The sequence below is a fragment of the Paenibacillus sp. HJGM_3 genome, assembly GCF_045062745.1.
Classification (GTDB): Bacteria; Bacillota; Bacilli; order Paenibacillales; family NBRC-103111; genus Paenibacillus_AA.
Map to the genome: position 1 here is coordinate 379,702 of NZ_JBJGED010000001.1, position 24,479 is coordinate 404,180.

Sequence of the window (24,479 nt, forward strand, 5' to 3'; positions counted from 1 at the left end):
CGTGCGCGAATCCGGACTCTTCTTAAGTTTGATTATGATTTGATCAGAGCCATGAATTCCGACCGGAGCGCGGAATCCTTGCGGAACTGCCCGCGTACGCCCGACGTGACCGTCTTGCTCCCCGGCTTCTTCACCCCGCGGGAGCACATGCACAGATGCTCGCCCTCCACAACGACCATGACGCCCTGCGGCTTCAGCACGCGGTCGAGGATGTCGGCGATCTCCGAGGTGATGCGCTCCTGCACCTGCAGCTTGCGCGTCACCGCTTCCACCAGGCGGGCGAACTTGCTGAGCCCGGCGATTTTGCCGCTCGGCAAGTAGCCGACATGGATTTTGCCGAAGAACGGCGCCATATGGTGCTCGCACTGGCTGTAGTACACGATATCCTTGATGATCACGAGCTCCTCGTGCCGTTCGTCGAACGTCACGCCTAACGCGTCTTCGGGATTCACACTATAGCCCGCGAAGATTTCCTCATACATGCGGGTAACCCGAGCCGGCGTGTCCTGCAAGCCTTCCCGATCCACGTCTTCTCCAATTAGCCGGAGGATTTCTCTGATGTGGTGTTCAATCTGTTCGCGGTTCTCTCCTACCTGGCGGTTTGTATACTCTTTTAACCCTGCCATGTCCGCTCCTTTTCACTTCCACTTTTGGTTTTTCATCATATTCTGAACTTTGTTCATTTGTTGCTTATTCAAGTTATAGCCCATCTTCTTGGCCATCTGCTGCAGCATCTCCGGGTTGCTCTGCATTTGCTCCATCTGGCGGCGCAGGTAGAACACTCCGAAGAAGAAGCCTCCTACTAGCCCTACTATCAAGGTCAAGATAGGGATAATCCAGCTCCACATATGATCCGGTCACCTCATCAAGTTTACAATATTTGAAAGCCACTCCCACATCATAGCATTTCCGCTTCCGGCATTCAACGCGACGCGGGACGGGGGACTCTAGGCCAGGACCGTCTCTACGAAGACCGTCGTCTCCTTGGCCATGTCGATCTCCTTCACGATCATCTCATTGTTCGCATCCGGCTGCACGACGCGGACGATCGGACGGCCCGGCAGCCCGCGATGCTGGCCGACGACGACGCCCGTCTCCCGCGTAGACAGGCGGACGGACGACCCGGTCGGATAGATCGAGACGGTCCGCATGAATTGCACGAGCACCTCGCGGTCGAGTACGGTGCCGGACATCGCCATCATACGCTCGCACGCTTCGTGCGGCAGCAGCTGCTTCGTCTTCATGACGTCGAACAGCAGGTTGTCGTACATGTTCGCCACCGCGACGATCTGGGCGTACAGATGGATCTGATCGCCCACGAGCTTGCGCGGGAAGCCTTGCCCGTCCGGCTGCTCGTGATGCTGCAGCGCCACGTGGGCGATGAGCAGGTTCAGCTCCTGCTTCTGCTTCAGCAGCTCGAAGCCGCGCCACGTATGGTGACGCTTCGGATCATCGCTCTCGTCGTCCGTGATGCGCTCCACCTTCCCGATATCGTGGAGCATGGCGCCGATCGACAGCTCCTTCAGCTGAATCTGGTTCAGTCCCATGTTCATGCCGATCATGGTGGCGATGAGGCAGACGTTCATCGAATGCACGTACAGATGGTTGTCCTTCGTCCGGATGTCCGACAGCTGGAGCAGCATCTCTTTGCTGCGGACGACGTCCTCGAGGATGCTCTCGACGCTCACGCTTACGGCCCGGGTGTCGAAATTTTTGCCGGAGCGGATCGCGTCCATGCTCTCGGTCATTTTGCGCAGCACGAGCCGCTTCGTCTCGTCCGACAGCACCTCCGGGATGTCCACGTCCTCGAAGCTCGGATCTTTGATGTAGACCATCGTCGCCCCGATCCGTTTCAGCGTGTTGATCATATAAACCGTAAGTTGTACTCCGGCAGACAGCAGGATCGTCCCGTTGCTGGAAAAGATCGTTTTCCCCAAAACTTGGCCCGGTTCCACTTGCTCAATGTTCGTATTCCTCACAAAAACTCTTCCCCCAGAAGTAATCCCGATAATCTTCTATTGTGCCTGCAAAGCGGCTTGGGCGTGATCCAGCTCCTCCCGGACCTGCGGATGCTGCTCCGTGAGGAGCGCTTCCTCGACGGCGTCGGACGCCTCCGCGCCGCCGATCCGGCCGAGCGCCCACGCGGCTGCGCCGCGAATCTCCGGGCGCTCGTCCTGTTGCAGCCGTTCCGCGAGGTGCGGCACCGCGGAACGGTCCTTGAATGTGCCCAGCGCGAAGATTGCGTTGCGCTGGATGGGCTTGCGGCCGCGCCATGAGGCGGCCATCGACCCGTACTGCGCCTTGAACTGCTTGTTCGTCAAGGTGAGAAGGGGGGGCAGGAGCGGCTTCACCCGCTCCGGATCCGGCTGCAGCTCCGGCTGGTGCGTCCAGTTCTTGCCCTTGTTCACCGGGCAGACGACCTGGCACGTGTCGCAGCCGTACAGCCGGTTGCCCATCTTGAGCTTCAGCTCGTCTTCGACGAAGCCCTTCGTCTGCGTCACGAACGAGATGCACCGGCTCGAGTTCAGCTCGCCGGGACCGACCAGTGCGCCCGTCGGGCAGGCGTCGATGCACTTCGTGCAGGAGCCGCATTGGTCGGTAATCGGCGTGTCCGGCGGGAACGGGATGTTCGTAATCATCTCGCCGAGGTAGATCCACGATCCCCACTCGGGCGAGATGATCGAGCAGTTCTTCCCGCTCCAGCCGATGCCGGCCCGCTCCGCGACGGCCCGGTCGACGAGCGCGCCCGTGTCGACCATACTCTCTATCCGCGCTTCGGGCACACGCTCGCGGATGAACGCTTCGAGCCGCGACAGCCGGTCGCGCAGCACCGCGTGGTAATCGTCGCCCCACGATGAGCGCGAGATGATGCCCCGGTACGCGCCGGGTTCGGACTTAGGCGGATTGTGCAGCTTGGAGGGGTAAGCGATGGCAATGGCGATAATCGACTGCGGCTCGGCCAGGCTCAGGGCCGGGTCGACGCGCTTGTCGAGATCGGGCTCCTCGAAGCCCGATTCGTAGCCTTGTTCGCGGTGACGCAACAGCACGTGCTTCAGCTCGGTGAACGGCTCCGCCGAGGCGAAGCCGATCTGATCGATGCCCAGCCCGCCCGCCGCCGCGCGGATATCCTGCTTCAGCCTCTCCCATCGTGTGCTCGCTATAGTTGTCCGGGCTGTTGCCATGGCTTGTCCTCCCCTCCTCGCTTCAGTAGAAAGTAACTTTTTTACTTTACAGACGCGCCTTCGGTCTCTTTCCCCGCTCTAAAGCAACTTTTTTACTTTACAGACGCACTTTCGGTCCCTTTCCCCACTTTAAAGCAACTTTTTTACTTTACAGCCGCGCTTTCGGACCCTTTCCACGCTCTAAAGCAACTTTTTTACTTTACAGCCGGGTCTTCGGTCCCTTTCCCCGCTCTAAAGTAATTTTTTTACTTTAAAGACGCGTCTTCGGTCTCTTCCCTGCTCTAAAGTAACTTTTTTACTTTACAGCCGCGCCTTCGGTCTCTTTCCCCGCTCTAAAGATACGCTTTTACTTTACAGACGTGTCTTCGATCCCTTTTCCCCGCTTTAAAGCAACTTTTTTACTTTACAGCCGTGCCTCGGGTTCTTTCACAACCGCCAAAGGCGACCTATTGCCATACACACACTTTATCTTTCCAGCACGCCCCTACAGCGTCCCCAGTTGGCCGAACGGCCACAAAATCAAGTCCGCCCGGCCCTGGATCATCCCCGCTTCGACGGAGCCGAAGATGCGGCTGTCCTTGCTCGCGCCTTGGTGACGGTTGTCCCCCATGACGAAGTAGCGGCCGGCCTCCACCACGAATGGTCCCCGGTCCCCGTCCTCGATCCGGATATCCGTATACGGCTCGGGAACCGTTTCTCCGTTCACATAAAGCTTGCCCGCGCGAATCTCGACCCGGTCCCCGGACAGCGCCACGACGCGCTTCACGAGGAATTGCCGCTCGGCGCCGACCATGTCCGGATCCTTCAGGATGACGACATCCCCTCGCTTCGGACTCCCGACGACATACACCAGCTTGTTTACGAAGAGCCATTCCTTCTCCTTCAAAGTCGGTTCCATGGAATGGCCCTTCACCGTGGACAGATTGAAGACGTACAAATTGAGTACGATGACCACAAGGAGCGCAATCGAGATGGACTTGATCCAATCCCACAGCTCCGAGGTCAGACGGTACGAACGTTCCGGCTTCGGCTCGGCTCCCGTCTTGTCCGGCTCCCCGTGCAACGAGGCGTCTCCGCGTTCCTGGCTCTGATAATAGCTCATGCTACACCTCAGGTTCTACATGTTTCCACATCTGATAGTAAGCGAGCACCTGCTCGTCATCGAACGGAGCTTCGTTCCCCCGGAGGCGCTGCAGCAGCCGATTCATCCCGCCCTTCACTTTGCGGTCCACGATGTCCGAATAGTGATAATTCGCTTTGTGGAGGGCATACTCTTCTTGATCCACAATTTGCACATCTCCGTCTGTCGTTCGGATCACGTCCAGGTCGTAATCGATATAGGTGATGACTTGACCGCCAACGTAAGGGGGAGAGGCAATGTTGCAGTAGTAGCGGACGCCCTGCTCCTCGATCAGCGAGACGACATTGTACCACTGGCCGGGGATGAAGAACGCGACCGAAGGGATGCGGCTGACCCATTCCTTGCCATCGCCTTCGCGGATGCGCGTCTGGCTGTTCACGAGTACCAGCATCGACTCCGCCGCATGCTCCGGGAAAAGGCGGCCGGCCGGGATGAGCCAATTTTGCAGCCACATTCGGTGAAGGTGTCCGTCATGCTTAAAGCTTTTGATGATGAATGGCGATAGATGTTCCATAGCAGGCCCTTTCTGTCTGTACCTACGTACTATTATACATGATGCAGCGGATTTGATGAAAATAAAAACATATCCATCCACCGACACTCGGCTTCAAGATATGCTCATCGATAAGGCATAGTATGAATGGAGCTTGATTAGTTCCCCGACACGATGCGGAGATGACGATAGGAGCGAGAGAAATTGGAGGCTTCGTACCCGACCGCTTCGTACAAAGGCAGGATCGGTTCGTTGTGCACGTCCACGGTGATCATGATCTTGCTCACCTTGCGTTGCAGGAAACGCTGCTTCAGCGCCTGGATAAGCGTCTTGCCGATTCCGCGGCGTTGATGCTGAGTCGAGACGGCGATGCGGTAGTAGTACCCTTGGTTCTTCTGATCGATCGTACCAATGATGACTCCGGCAATTTCTTCATTCACGACAGCGACGAGGATCAAGGCTGAATCGAGCGACAATTGCTTGGCAAACGCGTCCATCGTTTCTTCGGCGCAAGCTTCGGAAAGAACTTCCTCCAGCAAGCTCGTTATCGCAGCATGATCCGAGAGTTGAAAGGGCCGAACAAACATGAAGGTCTCTCCTCGTGTCCTAGAGTAGTTTCTCTCTCTGTATGAACTAGATTATACGACAAATTGCGAGGAAATCATCTATTAATTTTAAAAAAACGTAAAAAAAGCGCTGAAAACGCTTAATTCGAAGCGTATTCAGTGACAGGTTAGGAAATGTAAGCAATTTCTATTAATTTCGGCCCGTTACGAATCTTCTTGATCGATTCACTTCCTCAGAGGTTGCGTCTCTCTATCAGTCGGAGTTTGCCCTCCGTAGCGGGTCGCCTCGTACATCCGGATCAAATTGAGTTCCGTCTGCAGCACCTCCCTCCGCTCCGACACCGTCTCCCCACCTCTCTCGGGGTTTGGGACGGATGGATCCTCGCTTCCTCCCTGGATAACCGGCTCATCCAATACCGGAACGCATGTCGAACCCTTTCGCCATTGGTAGCTAAGTTTGTCCAGTCCTGTGCCGGCTGCCAATGCAATGTCCCATCCCCCTTTGACACCCTGCCATTTCCGTATCGGCAGGAAACTCCGTGGGGGCGGGCGAATGCTTATTGTATGATTCCGCAAGAGGACTAGGAGGAAGACTCGATGATGCAATTAGGATACGGAGAACAGATCGTCACCCCCCCGGTCGGGACATGGCTGGGCGGCTTCTCGAGCCGGACCGAGCCGTCCGTCGGGGTGCGCGACGATCTCCGCGCCCAGGTCGCTTGGCTGCGCGGCGCAGGGGACGGCGGGCAAGGCCAAGACGAGCATGAGGTTGTGCTCGTCGTGCTCGATCAGGTGGGGATTACGCGGGAATGGACCGACGCGCTGCAGGCGCGGCTGCGGGAGCGGTGGGACCTCCGGGACGATCAGGTGCTCGTCCACTGGACGCACACCCACTGCGCCCCGCTGTACCGCGAGCCGACGCCAGGCTTCGAGCAGGCGACGTACCCCGCGGCCTACTTCGCGGGTCTGGTCGACTCCGTCGTCGAGGCGTGCGCGGCGGCGAGAGCCGACCTGCAGCCGGTGACGTTCGCCTACGGGACCGGCGAGAGCGACCTCGCCGTGTCCCGCCGGCTCATCGTCGACGGCCAGAACTTGTTCGCGGCGAACCCGTACGGGGTCGTCGACCGCGAAGTGCCCGTGCTGGCCGCGTACCGGGAGGACGGGAGCTGCAAGCTCGTCCTGTTCAGCTATGCGGCCCATCCCACGATGACGAACGGCCTGTACATCTCGGCCGAGTATCCCGGCGTCACCCGGCGCGTCATCGAGTCCAGGCTGGAGGGCGGCGCGCGCGCCATGTTCCTGCAAGGCTGTGCGGCCGACGCGATCGTCGGCGTGCACCGCAGCGAGAAGGAGCGCTACATGCTGCCCGATCAGTGGGAGGACATCGAGGCGGCGGGCCGCAGCCTCGCGTGGAAGGTGCTGCTCGTGATGGCTCACAAGCTGGAGCCGGTGACCGGCGACACGCTCGCGAGCTATACGCAGAGCTGCTACCCCGGCTTCGAGCGGTTCCCGTCTCGAAGCGAATTGGAGGCGCGCGCGGAGGGCGACCACCCGGGCGACGCGCGCTGGGCGCGCTATCAGCTCGCGCGCACCGCAGGCGAGCCGGCGTGGCCGACGCAGATCGAAGCGCAGCTGCATGGGCTGCGCCTCGGCGACGTCTACGTCATGGGTCACCCGGGCGAAGTCGTCGCTGCTTACGGGCTGCGCCTGAAGGAGCGGCACGCCCGCCTGCGGCTCGTCACGCTGGCGTACTGCCACGCGCAGGTCGGCTACATCCCGCGCCGCGCGATGTACGACGAGGGCGGCTACGAGGTCGACGCCTGGCGGACGTGGGGCTACCCGTCGCGCTGGGACCGCGGTATCGAGCAGCTTTTCGAGGCAACGGCCGAGGATGTGCTCGCCCGGCTTCAGCGAGGATGATTAAGCCGAGGCCGAGGCAGGAGTAACCATCCGGACCTGAACGGTGTGCTGCTGTGAGCAATCTTTGAACCGAGTAAGCTTCAGTTTCTTCGATCCCGAGGGGCGGGAAATCGGCTTTCTCGAGGATACATACGATTAATTTCCATTGGAGGGAATTACTATGAACCGTGTCATTGCATTTGAAATCAGCAGTCAGAATGCCGAGAAACAATCGAAGTTTTACGCAGACGTGTTCGGGTGGGAGTTGGGGCAGCCCAATTGGGGCTATTACCCAGCGAAGACGGGACCCTCTACGGAGCCGGGCATCGACGGCGGTATCGCGCAGGGTCCGTCTCATTTTCCGGTGGGTGTGCGTCTGCAGATTCAAGTGGATTCCATCGAGGCCTCTATCGCCAAGGCGGTCGAACATGGGGCCACGGTCGTACAGGAGAAAATGGATTTCGGCGACTTTGCGCTTGCTTACATCGTCGATCCGCTTGGCGTTCACTACGGCCTGATCGAAAATAAGAAGTAACAGCAAGGAAATGCCATCCTGATCCCTACTATCTCCTCCCAATGTAGCGCACACATAAAAGGCTGCAGCCCGCTGCAGCCTTTTCGTCGCGTAGAACGCCCGTTTTAATACGTCATATCCTCCGGCCAGCTCGTCTCGATCCCCTGCCGGTGCAGCAGTTCGCGGTACGCGGCGAGATGCTCCTTCTCCTCGCGTACTTGATGCGGAGTGACGCCGTGCTGAATCGCATAGGCCGCCAAATACCCGGCCGACTCGCCGATGTTCCATTCGGTCGGATGCAGGCGGTAGCAGCCGTTCGTAATTTGCGTCGTCCCGATGTTCTTGCAGGCCGGCAGCAAGTTCTTCATCCGGACCGGGAGCAGGGCGCCCAGCGGAATTTCGAAAGGAACGCTCGGAATATAGAACCACCGGTTCGATCGCGTCGTCATGTGCAGATCCAGCGGATAGCTGCCTACGCCTACGCTGTCCTCGTAGCGGCGAATGCCTTGGCCGCCCCGGAGCTCCAAGCTCACATCGTGTTCCGTAATCGTGTAGAGCGCTCGGATGCGGCGGGATTCGCGGATGTACGGATGCTTGGCGAGCCCGTCCTCCGTGCCGAGTACGTCCTTGCGCAGTCTGAGCCCGGGATAGCCGAATCCGCCGTCAGGGCGCGGGGCTTCGGTCTGCAGCCAATAAATGAGCGAGAAGCTGAGCTGGCGCGCGCCCTCCAAATGCTGCTGCCGCTCTTCTTCCGATACCTCATAGATCGACCCCAGGAAGTAATCGTTGTGACTCCAATTGATCAAGGAAATGTCGCTCTGAAACAGATCGCCCTCGAACTGCGAGCGGTCGATCACTCTCCGGTAGGTCCAGAACGGCAAAGGGTCGGTTCCATTCGGGAAAAAGGTGATCTCTTTGATTTTCGTTCTGTCGTGAGGGTCCTCGATCTTCCAGCTCAGCAAAGGAAATCTGGAATGGCTCGGAATAAAGCTGCGCCAAAATTCGTACTGCTCCGGCTTCTCAATGGTGAAATCGCCGCCCTCGACGTAGTCAAGCGCGAACACATAAGTGAACGACTGAATATCCAGCGGATCCGCCGTCTCCAGCGCATGCGGCTCGCCGGTCTCGCTCCGGGCTTCCGCCCCCGTAACGTACTCCGCCCCGGCAAGCGGCAGCACATCTCCGCATTCGGTCGCATCCAAGTAATACGTGCCGGTCAGCTCCAGCCATTCTCCGGTCGCAGCATTGTGGACGGTCACCGACTCAACCCGGTCCTCCTTCGTCGAGACGGACTCCGGCCGGAATCCGCACAACACAGAGATCCGCCCGCTGCTCGTATACGGAGCCAGCATGTCCTCCAGCACGCGAAGCGCGACCTTCGGCTCGTGGCACAACCGGCTGACCCACCCTCTGCCCGGATTCAGCCGGTCATTGTTCCTAGCCTCTTCGGTCATGGGATAGTTGTCCCTGTAATACTGGCGTACGCGTTCGCGAAATTCCCGATATGTACGTGTGCAGCCGAAGCTCTCGATCCATCGGTGTTCGTCCGGGGGGACCGCCTGACTCGTCAGCTGGCCGCCGATCCAGTCCGTTTCTTCCGTCATGATGACGGACAAGCCCGTTTTGGCCGCCGCCAGTGCCGCCGTACATCCGCCCAATCCTCCGCCGAGTACGATGACGTCGGCCTTCTTCTGTTCTCTCATAGTATGCGTCTCGCTTTCCCGATGTCAGTTGCCGGTCGTGGTAGTCCAGCACAGTTTCAATATAAGGCTATAGCTCGTCCGTTTGTCAATCCCGAATCGGGGAAAAGCAATTCCGGTTAACTTTGCGCTACTTTAGGCTAAATACATCGCTAGTGTTTTCGATTACGGTGATGAGTGAGAAACGATTTTTTAGGCGGAGGGGAACTGGTATCCAATCCTTTAACGGTTTAGGTATGAATCTAGGTACGTTATCCAGGCTGTCGAAAGCGAAAACCCGCTCAATCAGCGCGGAGAACTTCGACGGCGGCAAAGGCCGCGGCGGTATGGCTACGGATGGGACAGGCCAGCAAGCGGCACGGGAGCTGGGACTGGGATGGAAAGTATCGCCTTCGGTGAAAATCGCCGCGAAGTCGACGTTCGAACTTGCCGCCATCGAGGAACCGGGCGCTATCCAGCACATTTGGTGCACCAGCTTCCCTGCGACTTGGCGGACGCTGATTCTACGCATGTATTGGGATGGCGAAACGGAGCCGTCCGTGGAAGTACCGCTCGGGGATTTTTTCTGCAACGGGTGGTGCGAGCGCAGCAACGTGCAGTCGCTTCCGGTGGCGGTCAATCCGGCGGGAGGGCTGAACAGCTACTGGGAGATGCCGTTCCGGCAGTCCGCGCGGATCACGATCGAGAACACCAGCGAGGTGGAAGCGGTGCTCTACTACCAGATCGATTACACCCTGACCGAGGTTCCGGATGATGCGGCGTATTTCCATGCGCAGTGGAGACGGAGCAACCCGGTGCCTTATCAGGACGTCCATACATTGCTCGACGGTGTGCGCGGGCATGGACATTACGTGGGCACGTACTTGGCTTGGCAATCGAACAACGGCGGCTGGTTCGGGGAAGGGGAAATCAAGTTTTATCTGGATGGCGACCGGGACTTCCCGACGATCTGCGGGACCGGCACGGAGGATTATTTCGGAGGCGCCTGGAACTGGGAGCATCCGAAAGGGAGCTACGGCACATACTCGACCCCGTTCCTCGGCATGCACCAGGTCATTCAGCCGGACGGGCTCTATCGGAGTCAGCAGCGCTTCGGCATGTACCGCTGGCACGTAATGGATCCGATTCGCTTCGAGGAGGAGCTGAAGGTGACGATCCAGGCGTTGGGCTGGCGGTCCGGAGGGCGGTATTTGCCCCTGCAGGACGATATCGCTTCGACGGTGTTCTGGTACCAGGCCGAGCCGCACGCCTCGTTCCCGCCGCTGCCCGACAACAACGCTAGAGAAGTGATCTGACGGAGAACTGTAGGAGGCCGGGGACCTTGGGCCCATTGGACTAAGGGATACAGACCGAACTAGAGGGAACCCGGAAAAGGCGCACTCAACGCAAACGTTGAGTGCGCCTTTCCCATTCGCGTCAGCTGTAGCTGTACTCCGCCGCCAGCACTTCCCGCAGGAAGCGTCCGGTCAGCGACCGCTCCGACCGAGCGATCTGTTCCGGCGTGCCGGTGGCGACGACGAGCCCGCCGTTCTTGCCGCCCTCCGGGCCCATATCGATAATATGGTCCGCCACCTTGATCATATCGAGATGATGCTCGATAACGATGACGGTATGACCGGCATCGACGAGCCGGTCCACGCAGGCGATCAGCTTCTGAATGTCCTGCAGATGCAGGCCGGTCGTAGGCTCGTCGAGGATGTACAGGTTGTGCGAGCCCCGCTTGATTTTGCCCAGCTCGGTGGCGAGCTTGATGCGCTGGGCTTCTCCGCCCGAGAGCGTCGTCGACGACTGGCCGAGCCGCACATACCCGAGTCCCAGCTCGTTCAGGACGTTCAGCTTATGCTGAATGTACGGCTGGTCGTCGAAGAACAACACCGCCTCCTCGATCGACATGTCCAGCACTTCGGCGAGGTTCTTCTGCTTGATCCGCACGTCCAGCACTTCTTCGTTGAAGCGCGCGCCCTTGCAGACGGGACAGACGGATTCGACGTCCGGCATGAACTGCAGCTGCGTCGTGACGGTCCCTTCGCCCTGACAGTTCTCGCAGCGCCCGCCGTTCTTCTGGTTGAAGCTGAAATCATGCTTGCTCAGCCCTTTGCCCGCAGCCGCAGCCGCTTCCGCGTACAGCTCCCGGATCCGGTCGAAGAAGCCTACGTACGTGGCCGGGTTCGACCGGCTACTGCGGCCGATAGGCGATTGGTCGATGTTGATGACCGCGCTCAGATGCTCATGCCCCTCCAGCGAGTCGTGCGCGCCCGGCACGATTCGTGCATCCTGGAACAACGAGATCAGCTGCTTGTACAGCACTTCATTGATCAGCGTGCTCTTGCCCGAGCCGGAGACGCCGGTGATGCACACCATGACGCCCAGCGGGATGTCTACGTCGACACTTCGCAGATTGTTCGCCCGCGCGCCTCGAATCGATAGCATGAGCCCAGCCGGATGCCGTCGCCGAGAAGGCACCTCGATGCTCCGAGCCCCGGAGATAAACGATCCGGTCACGGAGTCCGGGTTCGCCTTCAGCTGCTCCGCCGTGCCTTGCGCGATAACGTGTCCACCGCGTACCCCCGGGCCAGGCCCGATCTCGATGATATGGTCCGCGCTGCAGATCGTGTCGAGATCATGCTCGACGACGATAATTGTATTGCCGATGTCCCGCAGCTTCTTCAGCGTCTCGACGATTCGGAGGCTGTCTCGGGCGTGCAGCCCGATGCTCGGCTCGTCCAGCACGTACAGCATGCCCATGAGGCCCGAGCTGATTTGGGTGGACAGCCGTATGCGCTGGGCTTCGCCCCCCGAGATCGTATCCGAGCGCCGCCCCAGGCTAAGGTAGTCCAGCCCGATGTCGAGCAGGAGCGACAGCCTGGACCGGATCTCTCCAGTGATTTGCCCGGCCACGACGGCTTTATCCTCCGAAAATTTGAGCTCGACCAGGAACTGCTGCAGCTCCTGGAGCGGCATCGTGCTGAGCTCATGAATGTCGGCTCCCCCAACCTTGACGCAGAACCGCTGCTGCTTGAGCTTTCGCCCCTCGCAGTCCGGACACGTATGCTCGACCATCACGCGCTTGAAGAACTCATCCTCCGCCCCGGTCAGCACCTTCCGCTTCTGATACTGCTTATACCAGCGGTTGATCATGCCCACCAGCCCGCCGAAGCTGATTTTCCTCCCCGCATGCCGGGCTTGCGTCTTCGGAGCATCCTCAGGCGGATCGAAGGTGAACTTCTCCCCTTTGGTGCCATGGAACAAAATCTCGGTCACCCATTCCGGCTGATCCTTCAGAGGCAAGTCGACATCGAAGCCGTAATGCTTCGCAAGGCTCGTCATCGTCGTATAGCGCCATGTATTCGTATTCACGCCGAGCACCTTCGGGTCGAGCGCCCCCTTCATGATGCTTTTGTCCGCATTTTTGATCAGGAACCGGGCTTCTGTCCGCATAAAAGTCCCGATCCCCCCACACGTCCGGCAGGCGCTGTCCGCATCGTTGAAGGAGAAGTACGTCGGCTGCAGCTCGCCCATCGTCAGATGGTGCTCCGGGCAGGCGAACCCTTGGTAGAACGCGTCCCTGTCGACCTTGTGCCCCTTCGGCACGCTGACGATGTCGAAGCGGATGAACCCTTCCCCGACCAAGTTCAAGCTGTTCTCGATCGTCTTCGTCAGCACCTTGAAAATATCCCGCTGGACGATCACCTTGTCGACGACGACTTCCATCTGATAGTCCATCTCTTCATCGAGCTCATGCGGGTCGCCCAGGCTGTGAGGCGTCCCGTCGATCTTGATCGTGCGGAAGCCCTTGGTCCGAATCTCGTCGAACAACGTCTCGTAGTCTTCCCCGTACAGCTTGTAGACCGGCGCCAGCACCTCCAGCTCCGTCCCGTCCGGGAGCGACTGGATATGGTCGATCATCTGCCCTGCCGTGCGGATCGGGACCGGATGCGCGCAGAACGAACAGCTCGCCTCGCCGGAGGAAGCGAACAGCAGCCGCAGGAAATCGGCGATATCCGTCATCGTGCCTACCGTCGATCTTGGGTTGACGATGCCTTTCTTCTGCTCGATCGCGATGACCGGCGACAGACCGAAGACGAAGTCGACGTTCGGCTTCTTCAGCTGGTTCATCCGGCTCTTGGCGAACGTCGAGAGCGATTCCAGGAACCGGCGCTGGCCCTCCCCGTAGATGACCTCGAACGCCAGCGAGGATTTGCCGGAACCGCTTACACCTGTGATAACCGTAAGCTTGTCCCGCGGGATGTTGACGTCGATATTTTGCAAATTGTTCTGGCGCGCGCCCCGTACCTCGATAAATTGTCTCATCTGTCCTCACATCTCCCAATCCGATTCTTCCATGTCTTCGTACAAGTAGGCAGGTTCGTTCAAGGCTACCCGGCTCTTGGGCGTGGCGAGCGTGTCCGCCTCCAGCTTGGCCACGAGCCCCTGCTCGGCCAGCCAGTCGCAAGCGCTCGTCATCGAGCCCGCATCCAGGTGCACGACGGCGCCCAGCCGCTCAACCAGCTCCGTAACCGTGCGCACATCCGCTTCTTCCTTCAGGAAGGCTAGAATCGGTTGGTACATCATCTCCGTCCGTTCGACCAAATACGTCTGAATCCTCTGCAGGACGGCTCTTACCCGGGCCTCGTCCACGGGACCCTCGATCATCTCCGTATAAACCGCCCGGAAGAAGTCCGGGTTCAGCCGAAGCGCCTGCTGGATCGATTCCCGCATCGGCACATCCTTATGCAGCACCACCTCGATTTGCGCAAGCAAATCCGTCATGCGGATGATCCAGAAGGCGCTGTAGGTCGGATCGCCCTTCACGTACAGCCATTTCTCCGCCTTCGCCAGCAGCCCGAGCATGTGGCAGCCAAGACGGAGCAGGTGCAGCTGGCGGTCCCGTTCCCCGACATAGCGGATCTCCTCGAAGTACTCCTCGATCGAAGGATCCTTCGTGAACAACAGGGTGCTCCGCACTAGCATCGATTGCTCGATCGAGCTCTGCACGGCCCGCTCCAGCCACCGCTTGAACTCATTGCGCGTCTGGATGCTCGCGTTGATCGGGATATCGTTCTCCACGAAGCACATGTACCCCCGCTTCAGCTTCTGCTCATGTACGATCAGCTTCAGGTCGATGTCGGACTTCTCCCACACTTGATCGTAGGACAAGCTGCCCAGGAGGACGCAGGCGATCACCTGATCGTCCCGCTTAATCTTGTCCACGAAGGCGGCCAGCGCTTCCCGGAACTTCGCCGTCGCCGCTTCGAACGACTGTATCTGCTCCACTGTTCATTCCTCCCCTAATAACAGATGCCGCATCTCGTCAAAATCTATCAGGATGGATAAACATTCCAGTAATTCTTTCATAATAGCACACATATGTTCGTATTTGTAGCCAAACTTCGATCTGCGCACACAAAAACCCGACCTCGATCGGGCCGGGTCTGTCTTCATGATTCACTCTCCTCGTCGTTAGATGAGTGTCTCGAAGCACCTTATACTTTCACTTCATAGAGAGTCATATTGACGCCGGTCGTGGTGGACTGCCAATCCGTGGACGGGACTACCGTTCCGTGCTCGGTGATCCATTGCGTTAGTTCCGAATTGCCATCGCGGCCGCCTCCCATGCCGCCACCGAATCCGCCAATCAAAAAATATTTCACTTCGCCTCGGGCCACCATGGCTTCCAGCTTGTCCGCGGTATAGACCGGGTCCGAGCCGTTGAACCCTTGCAGGATCACGACCGAGGCTCTCGCGTCGATCATATAGGGAGCCGCCGTATTATAATTCATCGCGGCGAACAAATACTTTTCTCCCGTATTGTTCGCTTCTAGATAGGCTAACAGCTGTTCGTTGACGCCGGCTTGGATCTCGTCCATGCGGGCTCCATCGTTCGGACGCGCACCTTGGTTCATGCCGCCAGGAGAGCCGCCAGGAATCATGCCCCCAAAGCCTCTGTCGGTGCCCGGACCCGCTATCGGCGTCATGCTGCTTACCCCGTATGTGATCGGCGTCGCCGCCCAGTACAGCGGCCCGATCAGCAGCACCAGGAGTCCTGCTATCGCCGCCGTACTAGAGATCCTCAGATCCGTTAGCTTGATCTTCAACAACACAAGCGCAATCGTTGCGATCACACCCGCTGCGGCGATCCCGATGGACCATCCACGGCCGATCGTGCTGTCATAAGGGTGGATGATATACCATTGCAGAGCGGTCGTGAGCGCCACTGCCGCCGGCAGCAGCCAGGACTGCCACCCCGACCGGTCGCGATAGCTATTCCATAGCCCGGTCCAACCCGCGCCGACAAGCGCGGCGATCGGAGGAGCCAGCATAATCAGGTAATACTGATGGAAGAATCCAGCTATACTAAAGAAAACCATCCCCGGAACAAGCCATGCGAGCCAGAATAACGTTTCCTGATGCTTCCGGGTCAGGTTCCTTCTGCGCAAGCCGGCCAGCAATACGACCGTGCCAACGGCAGCGAATGGAAGGAGCCAGCTGGCTTGGCCGGACAAACCGGATTGGAACAAACGGAGCGGACCTTTCTCCCCTGTGCCGAACGAACCGCCGTTCCCACCCGGACCGAAATTCCCGCCGTTCCCACCCGGACCGAAATTCCCGCCATTCGCGCCGTCTACGCCTTGCCCGGGATTTCGAGCTTGTCCGCGGTCGCCTCCCGGCCGATCCGGTTGATATTGACCGTCGCCGGCTTCATTGACGTATACGCCAGGGCCGCCATTCCCAGCTACACCAGCCGGACCGTCACCGCTTCGATTCGTCATCCCTCCGGTCTGGCCAGGCGCTCCGCCGGGCCCCCCGCCCGGACCCCGTTCGCCCGTTAAGCGGGAAATTCCGTTATAGCCGAGCGCAAGCTCCAAGACCGAGTTGTTCGTACTGCCCCCGATGTAGGGACGTTTATCCGCCGGAATGGAATCCACGACGATGGCCCAGGACAACGAGATGCCCACCATGATCGCGGTAGCGCCGGCCAGAACGCCAATTTTCTTTTTCCACCCCATCCTGACGCCCAGGAGATAGAGGAGATACAAGGCCGGCAGCACCATGTACGCTTGCATCATTTTCATATTGAATGCGAATCCGACCACGGCAAAAGCCCCAAACAAGCTCCAAATGCTGCTGCGCTGGATGCCTCTGAATAAAAGAGAAGTTGCGACCAACAGCGTGAACACCAGCATGCTGTCGATATTGTTCGTTCGGCTGACCGCCGTCACAACAGGGGTACATGCCATTGCGAGCGCGCTGATTCTGGCTGCGGCGATACCGAAGGTCGGCTTCACCAGCCGATACAGGAGCAGCACGGACCCTACACCCGCCAAAGCTTGAGGCAAGATCACGCTCCAGCCATGGAGGCCGAAAATATAGGCGCTGATCGTCTGGATCCAAAACGTGAGCGGCGGCTTATCCACTGTGACGGAACCCGCAGAATCCAGCGAAGCGAAGAAGAAATTATGGAAGTTTTCCAGCATGCTCGCCACCGCGGTTGTGTAATACGTATTGACATACTTATCGGTCCAGATGTTGTACCCGTTCAAAAAAGCGGCGAGAAGGACGATCAGGATCAATGGAACATCCGCCCGGTATTTGGAAACTATCTTCATTTCGTGAATCTCTCCTTGCACTTTGGATAGTTCCCATTGTGACTTACGTTGCTTAACGGAATATGAGCGCCCACTGAATGTTTCCTGAACGTCAATCCAACAAAAAAACGGCTCCTTTCGCCGGATTGGCGAAAAAGCCGTAATTGCGCTTCCGCGAGGAGTCGCTCCGATGACCCGCAGCATTATAACTTTTTGAATAAACCGCAACCGTATGTTATGCTAGAAAGCCGGCGATCGAGCCGCCCATTATTCGAACGAACGGACTGATGCACCAAGTGTTTGACTTTTATTTGATACCGATTACGAGAGCCTTCTTATCGTTCCCCGTGGCAGCCCTGCTGTTCACGATCCCTTTCCTGATCGTCCAATATCGGCGGCATGGCTATGTCAACAAGCTGCGCGGCTTGCTGCTGTATTTATTCCTGTTGTACTTGTTGAACGCGGTTTATCTCATCATCTTGCCATTCCCCGCTTCGAGGCATAATGCGCCGCCGGACGTGACTTCCTACATCCAGTGGATTCCTCTGACGTTCATTCAGGACATCCTGCGCGAGACTCGAGTCGTGCTCGACCAGCCTACGACTTATCCGAGACTGTTGACGGAGCGCGCCTTCCTGCAGGTGCTGTTCAATGTATGCATCACGATTCCGTTCGGCATGTTCATGCGCTATTATTTTCGGACCCGATGGCTTGTCTGTCTGACAGCCTCATTCGCCCTGTCCCTCTTCTTCGAGATTACGCAGGTGACCGGCATTTACGGATATTTCGATTACCCCTACCGGCTGTTCGACGTAGACGACCTGATTACCAATACGTTTGGGGGAATGCTGGGATTCATTACGGCGGAGTGGCTCACGGTTCGGCTGCCACGGATTGACCAACTGGACGCTAACCTGGATCTTGCGCAAAAGAGGGTCAGCTATACCCGGCGCGCACTGGCCTTGCTGCTGGATGGGATGCTGTTCCTCCCGATGTGGGCGGTGTTCAGGGTGCTGCGACCAATGGCCGGACCTTCGGGAAATACATCGTTCGCATCCGCATCAAAGGGGAGAGCGACCGGATCCGGCTCAAGGAACTGATCGTACGAAACGGGTTGCTGTACGGAGTGTTGGGAGGCTTCCACGTGCTATACATCTATATGGCCGCTTATTCGTTCCCGGGCTTTTATCGGATGATGGCTACTCTGGCTCTGATCGCGCTCGACGGCTGGCTGTTCTTCCATGTGCTGATCCGGCTGTTCAGCCGCAACAGGAAGCTGGTGCACGAAGCGGCCAGCCGTACGACGCATGCGATTACTTAGGATATTCAAGCTTCTTGCCACAATCGGCGCAAATTGTCCATCGCAATCCTGGAGGCCGCTTTGCATTCTTCCAAGCCTTCGAATTCGACCGTGATGTAGCCGTCATACCCGGATTGCTTGATCAGCTTGACGATTTTGCGGATCGGGATGTCTCCGTGCCCCACAATCGCGCCTCGCAGGAAGTTGCCGTGCGTGGTCGTGAACCACACTCCGTCGCCGGGGGGTTCGTCGTAGGGACGGAAATAAAAATCTTTGAAGTGGATCAAGGAAGCGTAGGGCAAGTTGTTCATCACCCCGATGATCGGGTTTTCATCCACGCACATGAAGTTGCCGATATCGAGCGTAGTCTTGAAGTTCGAGCGGTCTACCGCCTGCAGGACACGTTGGACGCGGTCGCTCGCCTGCACGCTGAAGCCATGATTCTCGATCGTCGTGGTGATTCCCAGCTGCGCCGCGTAGTCGGCAATCATCCGGCTTCCCTTGACGATGAGCGGCAAGCTTGCCTCGAACCACGCGATCGTCGTCTTCTCTATCGGCAATGTAAAGGCCGTAACATCATGGCGCATATGCTTGACACCCATCCGATGCACGACATCGACATGTCGTTTCACGCGGGTCACTTCCTCTTCGAAGGCGGACTCCGTGTCCTGTACGAAGTTGGCGGGCATCGAATAGTTGGACAAGGCGATGCCCACCGATTGAGCCTTCTCGCGGATGGCGTCCGCCAGCTCATGATTGTCCTCTACCGAATACCCGTAGGGGACCATTTCCATATGCTCGCCGCCGTTGTCCGCAATCCATTGGACGACATCCAGAACCGTCATTTCCCCTGATTTCAATGCATTTAACAAGCTGTAAGTGCTAAGTCCCACTTTCATGATTCCCACCCGCTTTCCGCGCCCTCTGACGCCATGATTTTTATCAGCCGATCAAGCGAAAGGCATGCACGATAGGCGCCTTTCCAGAATGCTCCGTGTCCGGCGAGATGACGGATAACCCGGCATCATTGCTATGAAACTCAAGAGCTTGGTCGGCGCCAACCCATTCGATCCGATCCACCTTGCCGGGATAAGGTATGGTCAGCGGCCCCTGAACAGGGTCATCCTCTTCCTTATAGAGCCGAAAGGCATACGTGATAGTCGCTTTTCGCGTAAACGCCCATTCCCCGGTGAAGTACGGATCGCAAATTCGAGTGCCGTATATTCCCTCGCCGTACACCTTCAACCAGGCACCAAGCTCCTTCATAGCACGGATCGCGCCTTCCGGGAGGCGTCCGTCCGGCTGGGGCCCGACGTTAAGCGCTAAATTCCCGCCTTTGGCCACCACCTCCAGGAGGATATGAACCAGCTGTCTGGCCGTTTTATACCGGTCCTCGTATCGGAAGGAAAAGGAAGTCCCCATCGTAATGCAGCTTTCCCATGGAATATTCATCGGACGTTCCGGGATGGTCTGCTCCGGCGTCACAATATTCTCGTAAGGGCCGCCCACCGTGCGATCCGCGCAAAGCAGCCATGGCTGCAGCCGGCGAGCCTTCTCGACGACCTCGCCCAGGCGGATGTCCTGTCCTCTTCGGCCCTCGCGAACCCAACCGGCATCGAGCCACAAGCAGTCGATCCGGCCGTACTGGGTCATCAATTCCATAATCTGCTCATGGGTGAAGGCGACGAATTTCTCCCACAGCCACGGATATTCATACGGATCATAGGACGGCCCCCTCCACATATGCCGGCCGCGCTCCATGCCGGGCGCCCAGTAATAGGGCGTATGCCAGTCGGCCTTGGAGAAATAGGCGGAGACGGCCAGACCTCGGGCCCGGAAAGCGTCAAAGAGCCGTTTGCAAATATCGGCGTTCGGATGCGCGTGGAACGGGGTGTCCGGTCCTGTGATCCGATAAGGGGTCGTACGGGTATTCCACATGCAGAAGCCGTCATGATGCTTCGTGGTGAATAGCAAATATTTGAACCCGTTGTCGGCCGCCAGCTCCGCCCATACGTCTGGTTGAAACCGAATCGGATTGAACGTTTTGTTCAGATCGAAGTATTGGCGTTTGAACTCCTCCATGTCGCGGACCCAATCGACGTCGTGACGGGACCAGTCCCCATCCTCATCGCTAAGGGCCCATGATTCCACCAAACCAAGCTGGGAATATGGTCCCCAGTGCATCATGAACCCGAGCTTCTGGTCTTTGAACCATTCCAATCGTTCTAGCAGCAGCGGATCTTCCGGTTTGACCCACTCTTCCTCTTTGCTGAAATTGTGCACGCCGGTTTCCACGACTTGCTCCTCCTGCTCCACCAGGTGAGCTGTGTGTTCACTCATCATAACCCCTCCCATCCGAATTCACGAAAACAGTCCGCCACCGGTGCGAACCCGATGGCGGAACATGCGCTTGCCCGATTATTTCTTGCCTAAAGCTTTTTGATAAATTTCGATATACTTGCCGGCCTGCAGGCCGTTAAAGCCTTTTACATAATTGTCCCATTCCTTCTCGATGTCTTTGCTTCCCGTAATGAACTGGGCCATGTTGGATTTGACGTAATCGCGGATCGTCGTTTTCAACTGGGCGGCCACTTCCGCATCCTCGAGCGCGATGAACACGCTGGGCGGGTAGATCATCTTCGACTGGAACGGCTCATATTTCGCCGACTCGCGCTTCAGCCGAACTTCATAGGCGCCTTCGGCCAATGGGTCCTGCAGCGCAGCGAACGAATCGCGGTATTGGAACGTTCGGAGCGACGGTCCGATCTGCTCCCAACCGTCGTTGTGCGTCGGTTTCTTCTCGGTCTGCGGGATTATCGCGAATTTCGCCGGCTTGCCGTTCATATCGAGCTCGCCGTCCTTCGCTTTGCGCCATCCTTTGCCTTCCGGACCGTGCTCCTGAAGCAAGATCGCTTCTTCCGTGTACAAATAGTCGGCCAACCGGATCGCCGCGATTTGCTGATCTTTGGTTGCTTTGTTCGTAATCGCCATCTGCGATCGGCTTATCCCCGCGAAATAACCCGCTTGCTGCACGCCGCCCGGCCCTTTGAGCGGAGGAACGGTAACATATTCTTTGTGGCGCGGAGTTTTGTCGTCCGTCGAGAACGCATAGCTGATCAGGGCGGTGGTAAGGCCGCCCAGGACGTTCGCGTCCTGACGGTTGCCGAGCTGCTGGACGGCGTCCGCGTTTTGCGTGAACGAAGCGGGATCGATCAGCCCTTCCTTGTACAGCTTGTTCAAGTACAGCAAGCCTTGCTTCCATTCCGGCTTGTTGGCGGCCAAATCCACTTTGCCGTCCTTCACCATAAGGAATGTGCCGCTGTCCTTATCTACCTGATCGTCGATAATAAAGGCGTTCATCAAGAAGGAAGCGATGTTGCCGGCCCACATATCGTCGGAGCCCGTAAGCGGAATTTCGTCTTTTTTGCCGTTGCCGTTCGGGTCTTTTTCTTTGAACGCTTTCAGCACTTCATAGAATTCATCCGTAGTTGTCGGCATTTTCAGCCCCAGCTTATCGAGCCAGGCCTTGTTAATCCACAGCTTCTGGGCGTAGTTGCAATGATAGCACTCGTTAATTTGCGGGAGCGCATAGATGTTGCCGTCCGGCGCCGTAATGGAGCTCTTCACGTAAGGCAAATCGTTCATGATTTTCTTGAAATTCGGAGCATACTTGTCAATCAAATCATTCAGCGGGATAAAGACGCCCTGTTTCCCGTATTTCATTTGCTCGTCCTTGGTGAGTGCCCCATTCAAGATCACTTCCGGATAATCGCCGCTGGCCAGCATCAGCTGTTTGCGGTCGTTCAGCGCTTTGTCCGGCACGAGCTCCCATTTGATTTGAATGTTCGTCTTGTCCTGAAGCGTCTTTGTAAATGTATTCGTCTCCATATTTTCGATGCTCGCGAGTTGGGGGGCAAACATTTTTAAGGTCATCGGCTTGGTTACGATCGGATATTGTCCGACTGGCGTGAACAAATCGGTCGATGCAGGAGCGCTGGCGGATGGCGTACTGCTTGCCGAAGGCTTATCGGACTCCGAACAAGCGCTCAAAACTAGCGACAAGCTCAGTACGACTCCCAATGTTATCGATCCCGCTTTTTTCCCATTTTTCATTTCGACGGCTCCTCCCTTTTATTCAACCATGCATTTTGAACGTTCAGACAGCCGGTTCGGCTGCATTGCTGCCGCATCACCTCCTCTCCAGGCATCGTTCCGCCAGCGTCTACCCTTTCAGAGAGCCGATCATAACTCCTTTGACAAAATGCTTCTGTACGAAAGGATAGATGATCAGCACAGGAGCGCTCGCCACGACGATGAGCGAATACTTGAGCAAATCCTTCAACCCTTGCTGCGCCATCAACTGATCGACTTTGGCCATCATGGTCGGATCGATCGTGTTCAAAATGAGAATGTTGCGCAGCACAATCTGCAGCGGGAATAAATCCGGCGATTTCAGGAAAATTAACGCGTCGAAGTAAGCGTTCCAATGGCCGACCGCATACATCAGCGTCAGCACCGCCAAGATCGGCTTGGAGAGCGGGATCACGATGCTCGTAATGAATCGGAAGTCGCTGCAGCCGTCGATTTCGGCCGCTTCCGCCAGTTCATCCGGAATTGTCGTTTGGAAAAAAGTGCGGGCGATAATGACCTGGAACACCGCCATCGCTCCAGGCACGATCATCGCCCAGCGCGTATCCAGCAAATGCAGCTTTTTCACGACCAGATAGAAGGGAATGAGCCCTCCGTCGAACATCATCGTGATCACCAGCAGCACCATGATGAATTGACGGCCGTAGAAGGTTTTCCGGGCTAGCGGATAAGCCAGCATGACGGTAAGCGAGACGTTAACCAGCGTGCCGACTATCGCGTAATAGAGCGAATTCGTGTAACCGGTTACGATCTGCGGATTGCGGAACACCGCTTTATAGCCTTCCAGCGTGAAATCGACCGGAAACAGCCACACTTTGCCGGATACGACCGCTTGCGGCGAACTGAATGAGGAGCTGACAATGAAGATCAGCGGGAACAGAACGATTACTAGTACAGCCGTCAAAAAAACGTAGATGAAAAGCAGAAACAACCGATCGCCTTGCGATTCCTTGATCGTGGACAATTGTAGCACGCAAAATCCTCCTTCCCGTGGACCGTTACCACAAGCTCGTATTCGACAGCTTCCTGGCCAAGTAGTTGACGCTCACGAGCAAAATCAGATTGACGACCGAGTTGAAAAACCCGATGGCCGCCGAGAAGCTGAAGCTGGAATTGAGCAAACCCACCTTGTACACATAGGTCGAGATGACTTCCGACGTGCTGATGTTGAGCGAATTTTGCATCAAATATATTTTTTCGAACCCCAGCTTCATAATGTTGCCCAAATTCAAGATGAGCAGGATAACGGATACCGGAATTAAGCTCGGGATATCGATATTCGCTATTTTTTGCAGCCTGGAGGCGCCGTCCACCTTGGCCGCTTCATACAGCTCGGTATTCACGCCCGAGAGGGCCGCGAGATAAATAATGGCGCCATATCCCGCATGCTGCCACACGTCCGACCAAACATAAATCGTTTTGAATAAGCCCGGGATGCCCATGAAGTTCGTGTTGTCCATGCCGAGCATTTGCAGAAATTTGCTGACGATCCCAACGTTGGGCGACAAGGTTACGATCAGAATGGACACCATGATCACGGTGGAGATGAAGTAGGGGGCGTAAGTGACCATCTGCACCGATTTTTTGAATATCCCGTTGCGAATTTCATTCAGCGCCAGGGCGAGCAGGATCGGGGCCGGAAAACCGACCAGCAAACCGTACAAGCTGATGCCGAGCGTGTTTTTGATGTACATCCAGAAGTTGGGCGACTCGAAAAACTGATTAAAGTATTTCAATCCGACCCAATCGCTTCCCCAAATGCCCTTGATGACGTTGTAGTCTTTGAAGGCAATAACGACACCGGCCATGGGAATGTACTTGAAAATGATCAAGTAGACCATCGGCAGCAGCACTACTAAATAAAGCTGCCAGTGACGCTTCATTCTTTTAGCTGCCGAATGGATGGCGGACGGGCGGCTTGGCACCGCCTTTTGTTGGCTTAACATCGA

At 57.3% G+C, this 24,479-nt stretch carries 21 protein-coding genes; 5 read left to right on the top strand and 16 right to left on the bottom strand.

The features are described 5' to 3' along the window. Positions 1 to 32: 32 nt before the first annotated feature. From folE to ACI5FR_RS01665, 7 genes are all read right to left on the bottom strand, one after another. Positions 33 to 626, bottom strand: a complete 594-nt coding sequence (gene folE / locus ACI5FR_RS01635) for a GTP cyclohydrolase I FolE (protein WP_405449412.1) — start codon at positions 624 to 626, stop codon at positions 33 to 35. A gap of 12 nt (positions 627 to 638) precedes the next feature. Next, positions 639 to 848 (bottom strand): YneF family protein, encoded by a 210-nt coding sequence (locus tag ACI5FR_RS01640; RefSeq protein WP_405449414.1) that lies wholly within the window; start codon positions 846 to 848, stop codon positions 639 to 641. Positions 849 to 947: 99 nt separating this feature from the next. Continuing rightward, entirely contained in the window at positions 948 to 1,979 is a 1,032-nt protein-coding gene (locus ACI5FR_RS01645; protein ID WP_405449417.1) for an HD-GYP domain-containing protein, read from the bottom strand. A gap of 36 nt (positions 1,980 to 2,015) precedes the next feature. Then, a complete protein-coding gene (gene queG, locus ACI5FR_RS01650) occupies positions 2,016 to 3,182 on the bottom strand; it encodes a tRNA epoxyqueuosine(34) reductase QueG (protein ID WP_405449420.1) in 1,167 nt (388 codons plus the stop codon). Between the two features lie 484 nt (positions 3,183 to 3,666). Then, a complete protein-coding gene (lepB, locus tag ACI5FR_RS01655; RefSeq protein ID WP_405449423.1) occupies positions 3,667 to 4,284 on the bottom strand; it encodes a signal peptidase I in 618 nt (205 codons plus the stop codon). Position 4,285: 1 nt separating this feature from the next. Next, positions 4,286 to 4,837, bottom strand: a complete 552-nt coding sequence (locus ACI5FR_RS01660) for a DUF402 domain-containing protein (protein ID WP_405449426.1) — start codon at positions 4,835 to 4,837, stop codon at positions 4,286 to 4,288. Positions 4,838 to 4,974: 137 nt separating this feature from the next. Then, entirely contained in the window at positions 4,975 to 5,403 is a 429-nt protein-coding gene (locus ACI5FR_RS01665; RefSeq protein WP_405449429.1) for a GNAT family N-acetyltransferase, read from the bottom strand. A gap of 576 nt (positions 5,404 to 5,979) precedes the next feature. Here ACI5FR_RS01665 and ACI5FR_RS01670 point away from each other — a divergent pair. Together ACI5FR_RS01670 and ACI5FR_RS01675 are read left to right on the top strand one after the other, a co-directional pair. Continuing rightward, positions 5,980 to 7,302 carry a hypothetical protein gene (locus tag ACI5FR_RS01670; protein WP_405449432.1) on the top strand — a complete coding sequence of 441 codons (1,323 nt, stop codon included), beginning with the start codon at positions 5,980 to 5,982 and terminating at the stop codon, positions 7,300 to 7,302. 160 nt (positions 7,303 to 7,462) lie between these two features. Further along, positions 7,463 to 7,816 carry a VOC family protein gene (locus tag ACI5FR_RS01675; protein WP_405449435.1) on the top strand — a complete coding sequence of 118 codons (354 nt, stop codon included), beginning with the start codon at positions 7,463 to 7,465 and terminating at the stop codon, positions 7,814 to 7,816. A 104-nt stretch (positions 7,817 to 7,920) separates the two neighbouring features. Here ACI5FR_RS01675 and ACI5FR_RS01680 read toward each other — a convergent pair whose 3' ends face one another. Beyond that, positions 7,921 to 9,498 (bottom strand): FAD-dependent oxidoreductase, encoded by a 1,578-nt coding sequence (locus ACI5FR_RS01680; RefSeq protein ID WP_405449437.1) that lies wholly within the window; start codon positions 9,496 to 9,498, stop codon positions 7,921 to 7,923. 233 nt (positions 9,499 to 9,731) lie between these two features. Between ACI5FR_RS01680 and ACI5FR_RS01685 the strand changes: the two genes are divergently transcribed. Next, complete coding sequence (locus tag ACI5FR_RS01685) at positions 9,732 to 10,790, top strand: glycoside hydrolase family 172 protein (protein ID WP_405449439.1); 1,059 nt, start codon at positions 9,732 to 9,734, stop codon at positions 10,788 to 10,790. Between the two features lie 121 nt (positions 10,791 to 10,911). Here the strand turns inward: ACI5FR_RS01685 and uvrA are convergent, their stop codons facing one another. From uvrA to ACI5FR_RS01700, 3 genes are all read right to left on the bottom strand, one after another. Continuing rightward, a complete protein-coding gene (uvrA, locus tag ACI5FR_RS01690) occupies positions 10,912 to 13,806 on the bottom strand; it encodes an excinuclease ABC subunit UvrA (protein WP_405449442.1) in 2,895 nt (964 codons plus the stop codon). Positions 13,807 to 13,812: 6 nt separating this feature from the next. Beyond that, positions 13,813 to 14,769 (bottom strand): hypothetical protein, encoded by a 957-nt coding sequence (locus ACI5FR_RS01695; protein WP_405449444.1) that lies wholly within the window; start codon positions 14,767 to 14,769, stop codon positions 13,813 to 13,815. 209 nt (positions 14,770 to 14,978) lie between these two features. Continuing rightward, positions 14,979 to 17,102 carry a glycosyltransferase family 39 protein gene (locus ACI5FR_RS01700; RefSeq protein ID WP_405449446.1) on the bottom strand — a complete coding sequence of 708 codons (2,124 nt, stop codon included), beginning with the start codon at positions 17,100 to 17,102 and terminating at the stop codon, positions 14,979 to 14,981. Positions 17,103 to 17,368: 266 nt separating this feature from the next. Between ACI5FR_RS01700 and ACI5FR_RS01705 the strand changes: the two genes are divergently transcribed. Both ACI5FR_RS01705 and ACI5FR_RS01710 read left to right on the top strand, forming a co-directional pair. After that, a complete protein-coding gene (locus tag ACI5FR_RS01705; protein ID WP_405449447.1) occupies positions 17,369 to 18,181 on the top strand; it encodes a VanZ family protein in 813 nt (270 codons plus the stop codon). Between the two features lie 44 nt (positions 18,182 to 18,225). Then, positions 18,226 to 18,402, top strand: a complete 177-nt coding sequence (locus tag ACI5FR_RS01710; protein ID WP_405449450.1) for a hypothetical protein — start codon at positions 18,226 to 18,228, stop codon at positions 18,400 to 18,402. A gap of 5 nt (positions 18,403 to 18,407) precedes the next feature. Here ACI5FR_RS01710 and ACI5FR_RS01715 read toward each other — a convergent pair whose 3' ends face one another. The 5 genes from ACI5FR_RS01715 to ACI5FR_RS01735 form a co-directional block, all read right to left on the bottom strand. Then, complete coding sequence (locus ACI5FR_RS01715) at positions 18,408 to 19,280, bottom strand: sugar phosphate isomerase/epimerase family protein (RefSeq protein WP_405449452.1); 873 nt, start codon at positions 19,278 to 19,280, stop codon at positions 18,408 to 18,410. A 43-nt stretch (positions 19,281 to 19,323) separates the two neighbouring features. Continuing rightward, positions 19,324 to 20,721, bottom strand: coding sequence for an alpha-L-fucosidase (locus tag ACI5FR_RS01720; protein ID WP_405449455.1), 1,398 nt, complete (start codon positions 20,719 to 20,721; stop codon positions 19,324 to 19,326). Positions 20,722 to 20,799: 78 nt separating this feature from the next. Further along, positions 20,800 to 22,494, bottom strand: a complete 1,695-nt coding sequence (locus tag ACI5FR_RS01725; protein WP_405449457.1) for an ABC transporter substrate-binding protein — start codon at positions 22,492 to 22,494, stop codon at positions 20,800 to 20,802. 109 nt (positions 22,495 to 22,603) lie between these two features. After that, positions 22,604 to 23,503, bottom strand: coding sequence for a carbohydrate ABC transporter permease (locus ACI5FR_RS01730; protein ID WP_405449460.1), 900 nt, complete (start codon positions 23,501 to 23,503; stop codon positions 22,604 to 22,606). 25 nt (positions 23,504 to 23,528) lie between these two features. Continuing rightward, positions 23,529 to 24,476 (bottom strand): ABC transporter permease, encoded by a 948-nt coding sequence (locus ACI5FR_RS01735; protein WP_405449463.1) that lies wholly within the window; start codon positions 24,474 to 24,476, stop codon positions 23,529 to 23,531. Between the last annotated feature and the right edge of the window lie 3 nt (positions 24,477 to 24,479).